General features: G+C 55.8%; 11 protein-coding genes and 2 pseudogenes. 5 read left to right on the top strand and 8 right to left on the bottom strand.

All coding sequences use genetic code 11. The features are described from left to right. Positions 1 to 98: 98 nt before the first annotated feature. The 4 genes and pseudogenes from CKW18_RS29155 to CKW18_RS29140 all read right to left on the bottom strand — a co-directional run. Positions 99 to 311, bottom strand: a pseudogene (locus CKW18_RS29155) (transposase); the annotation flags it as partial. Positions 312 to 378: 67 nt separating this feature from the next. Beyond that, the gene (locus tag CKW18_RS29150) at positions 379 to 687 is read right to left on the bottom strand and encodes a hypothetical protein (RefSeq protein WP_256587124.1); all 309 of its coding nucleotides are present in this window, start codon (positions 685 to 687) and stop codon (positions 379 to 381) included. Positions 688 to 1,081: 394 nt separating this feature from the next. Further along, a complete protein-coding gene (gene sseB / locus CKW18_RS29145) occupies positions 1,082 to 1,894 on the bottom strand; it encodes an enhanced serine sensitivity protein SseB (protein ID WP_095191926.1) in 813 nt (270 codons plus the stop codon). Between the two features lie 103 nt (positions 1,895 to 1,997). Then, positions 1,998 to 4,124, bottom strand: a complete 2,127-nt coding sequence (locus CKW18_RS29140; RefSeq protein WP_095191925.1) for a TonB-dependent receptor domain-containing protein — start codon at positions 4,122 to 4,124, stop codon at positions 1,998 to 2,000. A gap of 274 nt (positions 4,125 to 4,398) precedes the next feature. On the opposite strand from CKW18_RS29140, the gene CKW18_RS29135 reads away from it, so the two are divergent. The 3 genes from CKW18_RS29135 (at position 4,399) to CKW18_RS29125 (ending at position 9,195) form a co-directional block, all read left to right on the top strand. Continuing rightward, complete coding sequence (locus CKW18_RS29135; protein WP_095191924.1) at positions 4,399 to 4,728, top strand: hypothetical protein; 330 nt, start codon at positions 4,399 to 4,401, stop codon at positions 4,726 to 4,728. A 55-nt stretch (positions 4,729 to 4,783) separates the two neighbouring features. Then, positions 4,784 to 6,805 carry a hypothetical protein gene (locus CKW18_RS29130; protein ID WP_141233175.1) on the top strand — a complete coding sequence of 674 codons (2,022 nt, stop codon included), beginning with the start codon at positions 4,784 to 4,786 and terminating at the stop codon, positions 6,803 to 6,805. Positions 6,806 to 6,999: 194 nt separating this feature from the next. Then, entirely contained in the window at positions 7,000 to 9,195 is a 2,196-nt protein-coding gene (locus CKW18_RS29125; protein WP_095191922.1) for an OsmC domain/YcaO domain-containing protein, read from the top strand. Between the two features lie 66 nt (positions 9,196 to 9,261). Here the strand turns inward: CKW18_RS29125 and CKW18_RS29120 are convergent. From CKW18_RS29120 to CKW18_RS29110, 3 genes and pseudogenes are all read right to left on the bottom strand, one after another. Next, positions 9,262 to 9,369: pseudogene (locus CKW18_RS29120) on the bottom strand (GNAT family N-acetyltransferase); the annotation flags it as partial. Positions 9,370 to 9,375: 6 nt separating this feature from the next. Next, entirely contained in the window at positions 9,376 to 9,870 is a 495-nt protein-coding gene (locus CKW18_RS29115) for a PaaI family thioesterase (RefSeq protein WP_095191921.1), read from the bottom strand. 66 nt (positions 9,871 to 9,936) lie between these two features. Continuing rightward, positions 9,937 to 10,185: a hypothetical protein gene (locus tag CKW18_RS29110; RefSeq protein WP_095191920.1), complete on the bottom strand. Its 249-nt coding sequence runs from the start codon at positions 10,183 to 10,185 to the stop codon at positions 9,937 to 9,939. A 167-nt stretch (positions 10,186 to 10,352) separates the two neighbouring features. Here CKW18_RS29110 and CKW18_RS29105 point away from each other — a divergent pair, with 167 nt between their 5' ends. Further along, positions 10,353 to 10,991, top strand: coding sequence for an ATPase (locus CKW18_RS29105; RefSeq protein ID WP_095191919.1), 639 nt, complete (start codon positions 10,353 to 10,355; stop codon positions 10,989 to 10,991). Between the two features lie 86 nt (positions 10,992 to 11,077). Next, positions 11,078 to 11,419, top strand: a complete 342-nt coding sequence (locus CKW18_RS29100) for a hypothetical protein (RefSeq protein WP_095191918.1) — start codon at positions 11,078 to 11,080, stop codon at positions 11,417 to 11,419. A 101-nt stretch (positions 11,420 to 11,520) separates the two neighbouring features. Here the strand turns inward: CKW18_RS29100 and CKW18_RS29095 are convergent. Further along, the coding region (locus tag CKW18_RS29095; RefSeq protein ID WP_141233123.1) for a transposase at positions 11,521 to 11,860 on the bottom strand (340 nt) is incomplete at its 5' end.

The raw sequence follows: 11,860 nt of genomic DNA, 5'->3' as shown, positions 1-11,860 counted from the left end.
TTTGGGATAGGAGCTTCGTTGGCGCATGGAAATCCTGGCGATAAGGGTGATCGCGTCCGCTTAAAAATAGGCGGACACCATCGCCCTTAATTCCGGATTTCTGAAGGTGTGTTCGCTGGCCGCTTACCCTGGTACAGCTTGCGCCACAGGAACAACTGGTTGGCATTGATGCCGTTGCGCCGAGCCACGACCGAAACGCTTTGTCCTGGTTCAAGGCTCTCTCGAACCATGGCCAGCTTTTGCTCTGGGCTCCAGCGGCGCCGCCGCTCCTGGCCCAAAAGCTCACCACTCTTATCGTTGCTATTAGTCATAAACATAACCGTTTGCCTATCCCTTATCGTAAGGGGGAAACGGTGTCCTGTCTTTCATGGGGCTCGTTCACTCACGGCGAAATACAGCTTCTCTGGATTTGGAGAAGTCCACAGCTTTCTTGGTGATCGGGTTGTGTTGTTTGGTGTCCAGCGGGGGGCAGTCGTAGAAGAATATGCGGTACAGATCTTTTCTATGGCGCTGTAGCAGTTCACATGGGGGGCCACTGGGGCGAGAAATGAATTTGCTGTGGAGGTGAGCTGTAGCCCATCGATGAACAAGGTCAGCAGCACGTTCAGCATTGAACGCATTGTGAGGTTCAATCCTTCGAAAGCGCTTGATGAAAAAGGCGCCATCGACCAATACCGCTGTGGGCATGCTTTCTTCCTGATAACAAAACGCCCAAGGGTTTGGCACGTCCTGGATGGTTAGGACGGCGTACTGCCTTGGGCGGGATGGGAGCAGATTAGGCGGGGTCGACGTAGACGTCAACCGCTCCTTCTCGGTTTGATCAAGCTTGCGTCATATCTTGTAGGTCCAGTGCTTTTTAGCGGTTGGACAGTGACGAACAGAACGATAAGGCTGAAGGGAAAAGCATGCAAGCCAGCCACTTCCGCAAGTTCTGTAGGCAATGACACGGCCCCCTGTAGTCCTGATGTGAAGCTGCGCATCAGGCACATTTGCGTCGGATGTGCTGCCAACTCTCCCAAGGATCTTGCCCACGGCCACTGGCTTGCTGGATTTTTCAGAAGCAGACTGGCGCTGAGCGCTGTTACGCCTTGCCAAAACCAAAGAACGAACGCCATTTACTCACTGACTTGCGCTCATAGAAGGGCTTCGTTTCTCTAAGAAAATAGTCACTCAAGCCCGATTCGCTTGCAGTCACGCGGTACAGGTCAACCGGCTCACCGGGCGCAGCAGTATCTCCCGCGACATTCCCGGCTTCGCGCATCACCCGCTCGAAGTCGCCATCGACCTCGATGCCCACGATCAGGTGCGGTTTCTCGTCGACCGATGTGTCGTGCATCATCGCCAGAAAGGCGCGCGATACGTTGGGGTGTTTGGCGAGTAGCTGTGTGAGCGACTGCACCATCTTCGTCGGGTACTGCGCTGGTTGCCCAAGCAGGACTTTCGTTTCTTTTTCCACCGTGCGCGTTGTTGCTTTTTGGCCAACCTGATCGGAGAGCAAATTGCGTACTTCTTCCGGGAAGAACTCTTTGCCATACGGCGACTTTGGATTCAGAAACAGGGTGGCGCCCTGCGTCATCTCGAACAAAGATCTGGCCGGCAGTTCCAGGTAGGACTCTTCACTGTCGATGGATTTTTGCAGGGTTTGCAGCGAGGAGAAAAACGGAATGACAGGGTTGCCATCGGCTTTTTCCCAATGCGCGATGCTGACTTTGCTTCCCGCTTCGAGATTCACGACGCCGTCGCTCGTGCCCGTCGTACCGAGCACGTAAACAGACGCGCTCAGTAAGGTTCGGAAAAACTCCGGCCGATGCGCGGGTTCGTCGGCGGCCAGGCGGAGGCTTTTTTCGAGCGCGTTTTCTTGCTGGGTATCCGTGACTCCATAAAAAACAGACAACAACCGATGATAAACGCCGAGGTGTTATTTCACTGACTCAATAGTGAATGGGCATTCGCTTTCGCGAGCAGGCTCGCGCCTACATTGGAAATCGTTCGTCGCCTCAGAGCAAACTCCACGAAACCCCAACATAAACCCCCATCCCTTCACCCGGTGTCGACCGCGCTGCATCCAGCCCTTTGTCGTCATACCCTGGCGTAACCGTCGCCGCATAGTGCTTGTTGGTCAGGTTGCGCATGTCCACCCAAGTCTGCCAGTCACCCTTTGGTGCGTTGTAACCCACGGTCGCGCCGAGCAGCGCGTACGGATCGGCGTAGTAACTGTTGGCGTAATCCACCGCGACTTTCGACACCAGTTGCGTATTCACAGCGGCGAAGAATCCCTGCGGCCAGTCATAACGCAACTCGCCCTGGTAGTAGTGCATCGGCAACCCCGGCAAGCGGTTGTCGCCAAAACGGTCATCATCGCGGTAATGGAAGTCGCTGAAAGTGTACGCCTGACGCAGGCTTAATTGGCGGCCATCGGCGGCTGACCAGAGTTTACTGTTCAGGCTGGCCTCAACGCCTTGATGCACGGTCGGGCTGGCGTTGAGTTCATACGGCGTAACGGCGTTAGCGTCCGGGAGTACCGAAAGCAATTCGTGGCGCACTTGCGCGTAGTACCAGGCCAGGCTCCATTCGCCGAATGCGCTGTCGCCGCGTCCACCGAGTTCGAGGGTGGTGGCGGTCTGGTTTTGCAGTTTGATCGGGTCTTTCTGGGTGCCGGTCGCCGCACCGTTACCAGCCGGGAAGCGCACGTTGGAACTGTAAATCAGCGACCACGGGTGCGGTGCTTCGACCGAGCGACTGAGGTTGCCGAACACTTGCACGTCCGGCGTGATCTGGTAGCGCAGGCCGAGGCGGGGGGCGTAGTCCCAGTCGTTCATGCTGGTTTTGCCGCCGCCTTCGGGGTAGGTGACGGCGCTTTCGCGGCGGGTGTAGAGGGCGGCCAGGCCGGTGGTCAGCCACAAGTCGTCAGCAATTTCCAGGTCGTTGCCAACGTGCAGGACGGTGTCCGAGCCTTGATAAGTGAAATTGCGCATGCGCGTGCCCGACGCGTAGCCAGCGGTGTTGCCCGTTGGGATGCGCACAAATTCACTGGCGCCGTCGTTGGGCAAATGTTTGGTCACGCGCAGGCCGACGGTGCTGCGGCTTTCCATGCCTAACAGGGTGTCGCGGCGCTTGTAGTCGAAGGTGCCGCTGACGTCGGTGTAGGCGACCTTCAGGCGGTTGGGGCCTTCGCGCAGATCCATCGGGTAGTCGTGGTAGACGAGGCCGGTCTGGATGCTCGAATCGTCGTCGATGTAGAACGTGGTTTTGTTGCCGATGAAGGTGCTGCCCGGCTGCTTGCGGCTGTCGTCGCGCGAGACGTAAGCCGGGTTGGCCGCTCGTGGGTCGTGTTCGATGGAACGCTTGGTCACGCGGCCGGCGAGGTCGTTGTCGGTCTCGCGGTAGCGGATATAGAAGCGCGTTTCCAGGTTCGGGTTGAAGCGATAGCCGAAGTTGGCGATTACGCCTTTGCTCTCGCTGGCGGTGTGATCCTGATAGCCGTCGGCGTTCGAATCGGTCAGCGAGACGTAGTAATCAAAGTCGCCCAGCACCTGCCCGGAACTGACCTGACGCTGCTGATAACCGTGGCTGCCGGTGGCGTAGCGCACCTGCAATTTCGGCGCGGTATAGCCGGTGTGGCTGACGTAATCGATGGCGCCGCCCAACGCCAGTGCGCCACGGTCGAAGCCATTGGCACCGCGCAGCACTTCAACATGATCAACCCACAGTGGCTCGAGCAATTCGTAAGGCGTACCGCCCGGACCGGTCAGCGGCAGGCCATCGAGCAGCGTATACAGCCCGGAAGCATGAGCGCCGGGTGCGCGGTTGATGCCCGAACCACGGATCGAAATTTTCACCCCTTCATTACCCGCCGACTGCGCGTAAACCCCCGGTTGATACGCCAGCACATCCTGATTGCTCGCCACGCGACCCTGCAACGGCTGGCGCATGTCGACCACGTTGCTGCCGCCGGGCACCTCGGCCAGGCGCGCTTTGGCGTCCTCAACGGAGGCGTCGGCGCCGCTGCGCTCCTCGGCCGAAATCAGCACCTGGCCCAGCTCCATACCTTGGGTTTCGGCCACGGCCGGGCAGGCAAGGGCCAGGCCCAGCAGGGTAACGGGCAGGGATTTGGGCGCGGGCATTGAAGAACTCCAGACGGTCAAAAACAGGCGATGAACAGTGCGACGTAGAAAGGAGAGATGGAAACACATGGCGACTTTGTTTTTTGCCCATGGGGTGAAATTAAACAGCAGATTCGTTCACGGGATCTACGCTAATCCACTGGGCAAGGAGCCAGCGGCGAGGCATTGGATAGGCCGGTCAGTCATCTTGCATCTGAAAGGCTGTTGAACATTGTCACTGCCGCCAATGATCAGAAATTAATCGATCAGCGCAAGTCAGCAAGGACTGCAACCCATGCACATTATTCGGTCAGAACAGATAGGTTTTTTTTCCGACGATTTAATCTTGAAGTTCGCCCGGCAAATTTTTCCGGACATGAAAGCCGCCCATGCAGAGGCGGTCGCTGGAGGAACTGATACAGCGTGGCTCGCACGCTTGACGCATTGCATCCGTGAAGCGCACGCCTATGGGTTCACGCAGGATCGGGACATTATTTCGTTTGTAGAATTATCCCTTTCATTGGGCGGGGATTTCATGCGGCAGAACGACGTTCATCAGCTATTGGCTGATCAAAGTATTACACCCCATGAGCGTATGGGGCTGATGTTGCTGGCTTTGACATAAATGGACTAACGGTCTCTGTCTTTGGGGCCTCCTCGCACCCTGCTCGGACGCTTATATGAAATGCCACCTCTGCGAAACCATTGAGCGCTTCAACCACGGTTCATCGAGCGCAAGCTCGATAGTGGCCTGCCAGTGCCCCTTGAATCCGTTGAATGTTTGTGCTGCAACCAGCGCCAAGCCTGCATCGGCATTAAACCCGGAAAGTCTGCGGCCCGCTATTCAATACACATCGATACAGAGACTCACAGCGAAGGAGTACATCGAGTCGCAACGTGATTATCAGAATGCTTTGTCAGGGACGTGCATGCGCAGGCTAATGAGGGAACATAATACTGTAGGGTTTGAGTTCGAATTTATCGGGCATGACTATAAGGGATTGGACGCCCATGTGATTTTTACCACCTCAGGGCCGCTTTCGAACTTGTTCGAATTGGGGTTCGTTCTGGAAAGTGATGCCAACGATATCGTTGAGATCGGTATGCCGCCGTTTCTTATTCCCAAAATAGATGGAAAGCCGAATAAGCCAGAGATCGGGGCGGTTTATCTCAAGATGGAAGCCGCCATGCGCCAAATCAAAAAGATGGCGTTGAAGGACAAAGCGATTCATGAAGAAATTGATGCTTTGGATAAAAGTATTGTCGGACTCGTCAACGAGGATGATGCTTCAAAGTCGTCAGCCAATCAGGAAGTTTCAGCAGAGATTGAGGCTTTGCAGCTTTCTGAATTAGAGCCTGTGCCCGTCAAAAAAGATTTAATCAAGCCGGGAGGGGCAGAAGATATTAACCTTGCGAAGTTGGTTGAACTTTGCAAGGAGTACCTGTTTGCGCAAGGGTGGACTGATATTCTCCATGGCGATATTGGAATAATTAACGCTGAAGTGAAAAAGGCGGGCGGGGCGGCTGTTTATTCTCAAATGAATATTTCCATGGATGGTTTCGAGAGTGCAGAATTGATCGTGGCTGCGCGCGCGCTGTTTTCTAAAAGGAATTTTTGCGAGGACTCTCCTATAGGATTGGCGTACTTTGCTCTCCAGGATGAGGGTGTAAACGAAGCTGACTATAAGGGTACGTTGGCACAATTTGTTCATGTCAACAAAGCCTTGGCAAGTACATTGGCGATTCCTTCCATTTCATTAAGGCAGCGAAATGGCGATGTTGTTTCGGGTGATGATGATCTTTCATCGGCTGTAAAAGAACTGGCGAGTGTCTGGGTAAAGGATGCATTGCCGAATATCCTGTCAACATTAGGCGTTTTTGACAGGGAAGTGTTGGCGACTCATGCAGTCAAAGCCAAAAACACGGTTATCAAGGAAAACCTGGACTCATTGATGGTAGGGGTGAACGCCGCAGAGGACTATTTGAATGGGTCGATCGAAACAAAAGTAAAAAACTGGACGCTGATGAATAACTTGTGTTGTAGCGCAATTGATAAAGGCACCTACCAGGAAATTCTAAGGTGTGCGCATGTGCTGGGATTACCACCGGGATGTGTAATTCAGGAAGCTGCCAGAGTAGCGAGTGCGTGCCTGGATGATACCGGAGAGTATCTGGTCGGGGAGGCTGCGAAGAGGCGTCTGGATGACTTGAAACAGGCGCCAGAAAGAAATCCTGAAATCACAGATATGGATTATTTATCGGTCTGTGAAGTGAAAACTGCCGCACTATATGATCAGAAATGTGCATTTTTAAAAAAAGAGGTATTGGAACAGGTTAAGGCAGTGGAGGCATCTGAGGCGCGACACGATTTTATTGTGGGCAAGGTAAACCGTGAAATAGATGCACTGATTGAACGTATTCGCGATCCATCCATTGTTACCTTCGATCGGCCTGCGTTTACCGCAGAACAGTACGGTGATGGTATGGGGGTGCGAAAAGACACCTTTATCAACGGCCGGGTATATCCATGTTGCGGAAAAGAGGGCATGAAGGGCATTGAATACAACATTGTCGAGCTTCGAAGTATGCCTGCTGTCGGCAAGTATCTGGGGCTTGACCGCAATCCTGAATCGCAAGCGGCTTCCTCGTCCTCAAAGCTGACACAGTCCGACAAGGGGCCTTCAAGCGTGTTGAAAGAGTAATTTCCATCAAAAAAGCAGCCTTTTGACGCGTTGCTGCGTGCGTTCGCGATGGGCTCTACAGGCTTTGGCAAACCGCATGAACGCTGCACCAGCGGCGTGCTGCGGGCCAGCGGCGAATCCCGAAAGGGCAAGACTTCCCGCGGAAAAACCGGATAATGGCGACCATTCGTTTAGCCGTATTCTGGTAATCCCGCATGGAAATCAAGGTCAACTTTCTCGACAACCTTCGACTTGAAGCCAAGTTCGATGACTTCACGGTGATCGCCGATCAGCCCATTCGCTACAAGGGCGATGGTTCGGCACCGGGGCCGTTCGATTACTTTCTGGCTTCGTCGGCCTTGTGTGCGGCGTACTTTGTAAAGTTGTACTGCGACACACGCAACATCCCCACCGAAAACATTCGGCTGTCGCAAAACAACATTGTCGACCCGGAAAACCGCTACAACCAGATCTTCAAGATTCAGGTCGAATTGCCCGCGGACATCTCTGAAAAAGATCGCCTCGGTATCCTGCGTTCGATCGATCGCTGTACGGTGAAGAAAGTCGTGCAGACCGGCCCTGAGTTTGTCATCGAGGAAGTCGAGAACCTCGACGCCGACGCCCAGGCGCTGCTGATGCCGCATGGCGGCTCGCAGGCGGGCACTTACATCGCCGGTAAGGACCTGCCGCTGGAACAAACCATCGCCAACATGTCGGGGATTCTCGCCGACCTCGGCATGAAGATCGAAATTGCTTCGTGGCGCAACATTGTGCCCAACGTCTGGTCGTTGCATATCCGCGACGCGCATTCGCCGATGTGCTTTACCAACGGCAAGGGCGCAACCAAAGAAGGCGCGTTGGCCTCGGCGTTGGGCGAGTTCATCGAGCGTCTGAACTGCAACTTCTTCTACAACGATCAGTTCTGGGGCGAAGACATCGCCACTGCCGAGTTCGTGCATTACCCGGACGAGCGCTGGTTCAAGCCGGGGCCGAAAGACGAGTTGCCGCCGGAGATCCTCGATCCATACTGCCTGGATATTTACAACCGCGACGGCGAATTGCGGGGTTCGAACCTGTTCGACACCAACTCCGGCAATACCCAGCGCGGCATTGTTTCGCTGCCGTTTGTGCGTCAGTCGGACAGTGAAGTGGTGTACTTCCCGTCCAACCTGATCGAAAACCTGTTCCTCAGCAACGGCATGAGCGCCGGCAACACCTTGGCCGAGGCGCAGGTGCAGTGCCTGTCGGAAATCTTCGAGCGCGCGGTCAAGCGTGAAATTCTCGAAGGCGAAATGGCGCTGCCGGACGTACCGCAGGAAGTCCTGGAGAAGTATCCGAGCATTCTGGCCGGCATTAAGGGTCTGGAGGAGCAGGGCTTTCCGGTGTTGGTGAAAGATGCGTCGCTGGGTGGTGAGTTTCCGGTGATGTGCGTCACGTTGATGAACCCGCGCACCGGTGGCGTATTTGCCTCTTTCGGCGCCCACCCAAGCCTGGAAGTCGCGCTGGAGCGCAGCCTCACCGAGTTGCTGCAGGGTCGCAGTTTTGAAGGTTTGAACGACTTGCCGCAGCCGACCTTCTCGGGTCAGGCGGTGACCGAGCCAAACAACTTCGTCGAGCATTTCATCGATTCCAGCGGTGTGGTGTCGTGGCGCTTCTTCAGTGCCAAGGCGGACTTCGAATTCGTCGAATGGGATTTCTCCGGCCAAGGTGAAAACTCCAACGCCGAGGAAGCCGCCACCCTGTTCGGCATCCTCGAAGACATGGGCAAAGAAGTCTACATGGCGGTTTACGAGCACATCGGTGCCAAGGCCTGTCGCATTCTGGTGCCGGGTTACTCGGAGATCTATCCGGTCGAAGACCTGATCTGGGACAACACCAACAAGGCCCTGCAATTTCGCGCCGATATCCTCAACCTGCACAACTTGAGCAAAGTAGGCCTGCGTAACCTGGCCCAGGGTCTGGAAAACAGCGAGCAGGATGATTACACCGACATCACCACGCTGATCGGCATCGAGTTTGACGACAACACGCCGTGGGGCAAGTTGACCATCCTCGAACTACGCCTGCTGATCTATCTCGCCCTGCAGAAGTTCGAGCAGGCGAAAGATCTGGTCGAAGCCTTCCTGCAATACAACGACAACACGGTCGAACGCGGTCTGTTTTACCAAGCCGTGAACGTAGTGCTGGAAATGGAGCTGGACGAGGATCTGGAACTGGCCGACTACGAAGCCAACTTCCGCCGCATGTTCGGTGATGAGCGGATGGATGCGGCGATTGGTTCGGTGAACGGTAGTGTGCGTTTCTATGGTTTGACGCCGACGAGCATGAAGCTGGAAGGTCTTGATCGGCATTTGCGTTTGATCGAGAGCTACAAGAAGCTGCATGCGGCGCGGGCCAAAATCGCTAGCTGATTTTCGACGTGTGCGCTTAAAACCTGTGGCGAGGGCGCAAGCCCCTCGCCAAGGTTTTGCCGGCCGTCACGCCTGACTCAACCGTTTCTCCATGATGATCGTGCGCTCGACGCCATGAAACTCATCGCGGATCTTCTCGAAGCCCAACGAGGCGTAAAAACCTTCGGCGATGATGCAGCCTTAACGCCCGTGCGCGGCGTTAGCCAGTTGCCCGGTATCGACCCGCACAAACACCGAGTCGCCCACCGCCGTCAGCACTTCCCCCGCGAAGACCTCACAGATTACCCGGGTCTTGCGCCCGACTTCCCCTTCGACTTTCGCCCGCAGGGTCAGCGTTACGCCCATTGGCGTCGGTTTGATGAACTTGACGCCCAGGTTGCCGGTAACGCAGTCGATGCGCGGCAGGCTGCCGGGTTCGCGGTTTTCTGCGCGGTAGTGCCAGGCCATTGCCGTCCAGTTGGAGTGGCAGTCGACCAGCATTGCGATCAGCCCGCCGTAGACCAGGTCCGGCCAGCCGCAGTATTTGGCGTCCGGCACATGCTCCGCGAGAACGTGCACGCCGTCTTCATGCCAATAACTCTTTATATGCAGGCCGTGCGGATTGCTGCCGCCGCAGCCGTAACAAACGCCTTGCGGCGCGGCGCTGTCTTGCAGTGAGGTGTCGAGGCTGGACATGGGTGTGGTCATCCTGGAGTGGTGAGGCCGGTCAGGCGCATGGGGATTCGGCGACGCGCCGATCCGTTATTGCTCGGGCGTGAGCCATGTATCGACAACCCGTCGATCCAGCTCTTCCCAATACGCCATGCCCAGTACCCGCGTGGTGTTCAGCCCGCGCAGATAACCGCGCAACTGATGGGCGGTGTCCCTGATGAGCTGCGGATCGGTGGCGTTTTTGTTCAGCAGCACGCTTTCGTACTGGACCAGGTACTCAGCCACCCGCTCGCGGAAATCGGGCAGGACGGCGTCGCGGATCAGATCAAACGTTCTCAAGAAGGGATCCTCTTTCGATTTTTCTAGTTGTATTGAGTGTGTATCAGTCTTCGTACCGCGCAACTATTGCTAGAAGTAATAGTGACCATTAAGAAACGCAAGTTCTGCTTTGTCGGCAATGAGCGGAAAATCGCCCCCATCGAACACGCAGCCAAGGAATTTGCGCGATGAACACTCTGACTCGACTGGCTTTTGTCGCCCTGCTGATGGGCGCTGCCGCTGCACCGACCTACGCAGATGACGCCCGGTCGTGTCACTTTCAGACCATCACCGGCAGCAGTGCGACGTTACAGCACTCGCAAACAGTCGGTGTGTTGTACAGCGACAACACGCTGGACAATCTGCAATACCTTGAGCGTTACCACAACATGGCGGTCAACGGCGCGAAAGATGCGCTCGACTCGCGGATCCGCGAGGCCTTCGTCGAAAGCTCCGACCCGGAACTGGCTGTTGACTGGTTAGTGAGTTCGTTACAGCAGCAGTTCTTGTCCGTGACCGTCTACGACAGCCTGGACGAGTTGGTGCAGGCCCATCCGGATGTCGTGGTGAAACTCGACACCTTCAATCGCCTGTTGACCCAGCGTAACGATCGGGTCGAAGCCCGATTCACCGCGCACTTCTACGACGCCAACCTGCAATACATCGGCAAGGCCGAAGGCGCCGTGGAAAAACAGTTGCCATCGGTTTGGGTTCACAACCAGGCGGCGCCGCAAATCGCCGCGCAGATCGAGAAACAACGTGACCTGCAACTCACGGCATTAAAACAGTTCGACAGTTCGCTCAAGGCGCTGGTGTCGGCAAGCTGAACACTTAAAACATAAATGGCGACGGCGGCGCCGTGAAGCTGCACCGTTGCCGGTTGAACCGAACCTTTATTTTCAGGATTACACCGATGCGTCATTTATTCCTGCCGGCCCTGGCCGTTGCTTCGTTGCTGTTTGGCGGTTGTGCCTCTGCACCGAACGACCCGACGCTGACCTTGCAGACCAGCAAGACGCCGGCGCAGTACGCCGATTGCGTTGTGCCGAAATTGCAGGGCAGTGCACTGAACCCGAGCGTCTCGCAGACTCAGCGCAGTTACCGGATTGTGGTGCCGAGCAAGGTTGCGGCAGACAACGTGCTGGAAGCCTACAAGGCTGGCAGCGGCGGCAAAGTGTTCATTTACGAGCGCCATTTGCTCGCCTCGAATTTCCTCCCGTCAAGTTTCGAACGCGCCGCGCAGGACTGCATCTGAGTGAGGCGTTGACCCCGTTTTAACCGAGCTCCTTCGGTTGGCCGCAACCAACCAATTTTTTGCCCCGTATCGCATTCGGTTACGGGGTTTTTTTTGGTTCTTCACGGATTACCGGGAAAGACGCTCTTGATTTTCATGAAAAAGAATTCGCTATCCCGGTAACCGTACGCCATCCGTTTGATAACCTTTATTCGATTGTTTATGCCTTCCAACTGCCCCGTGTGCATCGGCCAGCGAACCCGGCTGACGATTCCCCGCCAGTAACCCTTTAGCCGTTTGGCGAACAGGATCAGAGCCGGTATCGCGCTTTCATCAGCGTGGCGCAGCCATTGCTTCCAGGCTGATCTCCAGCCCCAGGCGGTACTTGGCGTCCAGAGCGTTTTGAGTTCAGCTTTCATCAAGTAGACCGTCATCAACGCTTGGTTGGCCGCCAGCAAATCC

Source organism: Pseudomonas sp. Irchel 3E19 (genome assembly GCF_900187585.1).
GTDB classification, from domain to species: Bacteria; Pseudomonadota; Gammaproteobacteria; order Pseudomonadales; family Pseudomonadaceae; genus Aquipseudomonas; species Aquipseudomonas baetica.
The sequence above is the reverse complement of the archived record's forward strand: the minus strand, read 5'-3'. Positions and strand labels throughout refer to the sequence as shown.

Coding starts and splice junctions, on each gene's coding strand:
- CKW18_RS29150 (WP_256587124.1), bottom strand. CDS start 687: ATGCCCACAGCGGTATTGGTCGATGGCGCCTTTTTCATCAAGCGCTTT.
- CKW18_RS29140 (WP_095191925.1), bottom strand. CDS start 4,124: ATGCCCGCGCCCAAATCCCTGCCCGTTACCCTGCTGGGCCTGGCCCTT.
- CKW18_RS29135 (WP_095191924.1), top strand. CDS start 4,399: ATGCACATTATTCGGTCAGAACAGATAGGTTTTTTTTCCGACGATTTA.
- CKW18_RS29130 (WP_141233175.1), top strand. CDS start 4,784: ATGAAATGCCACCTCTGCGAAACCATTGAGCGCTTCAACCACGGTTCA.
- CKW18_RS29125 (WP_095191922.1), top strand. CDS start 7,000: ATGGAAATCAAGGTCAACTTTCTCGACAACCTTCGACTTGAAGCCAAG.
- CKW18_RS29115 (WP_095191921.1), bottom strand. CDS start 9,870: ATGTCCAGCCTCGACACCTCACTGCAAGACAGCGCCGCGCCGCAAGGC.
- CKW18_RS29105 (WP_095191919.1), top strand. CDS start 10,353: ATGAACACTCTGACTCGACTGGCTTTTGTCGCCCTGCTGATGGGCGCT.
- CKW18_RS29100 (WP_095191918.1), top strand. CDS start 11,078: ATGCGTCATTTATTCCTGCCGGCCCTGGCCGTTGCTTCGTTGCTGTTT.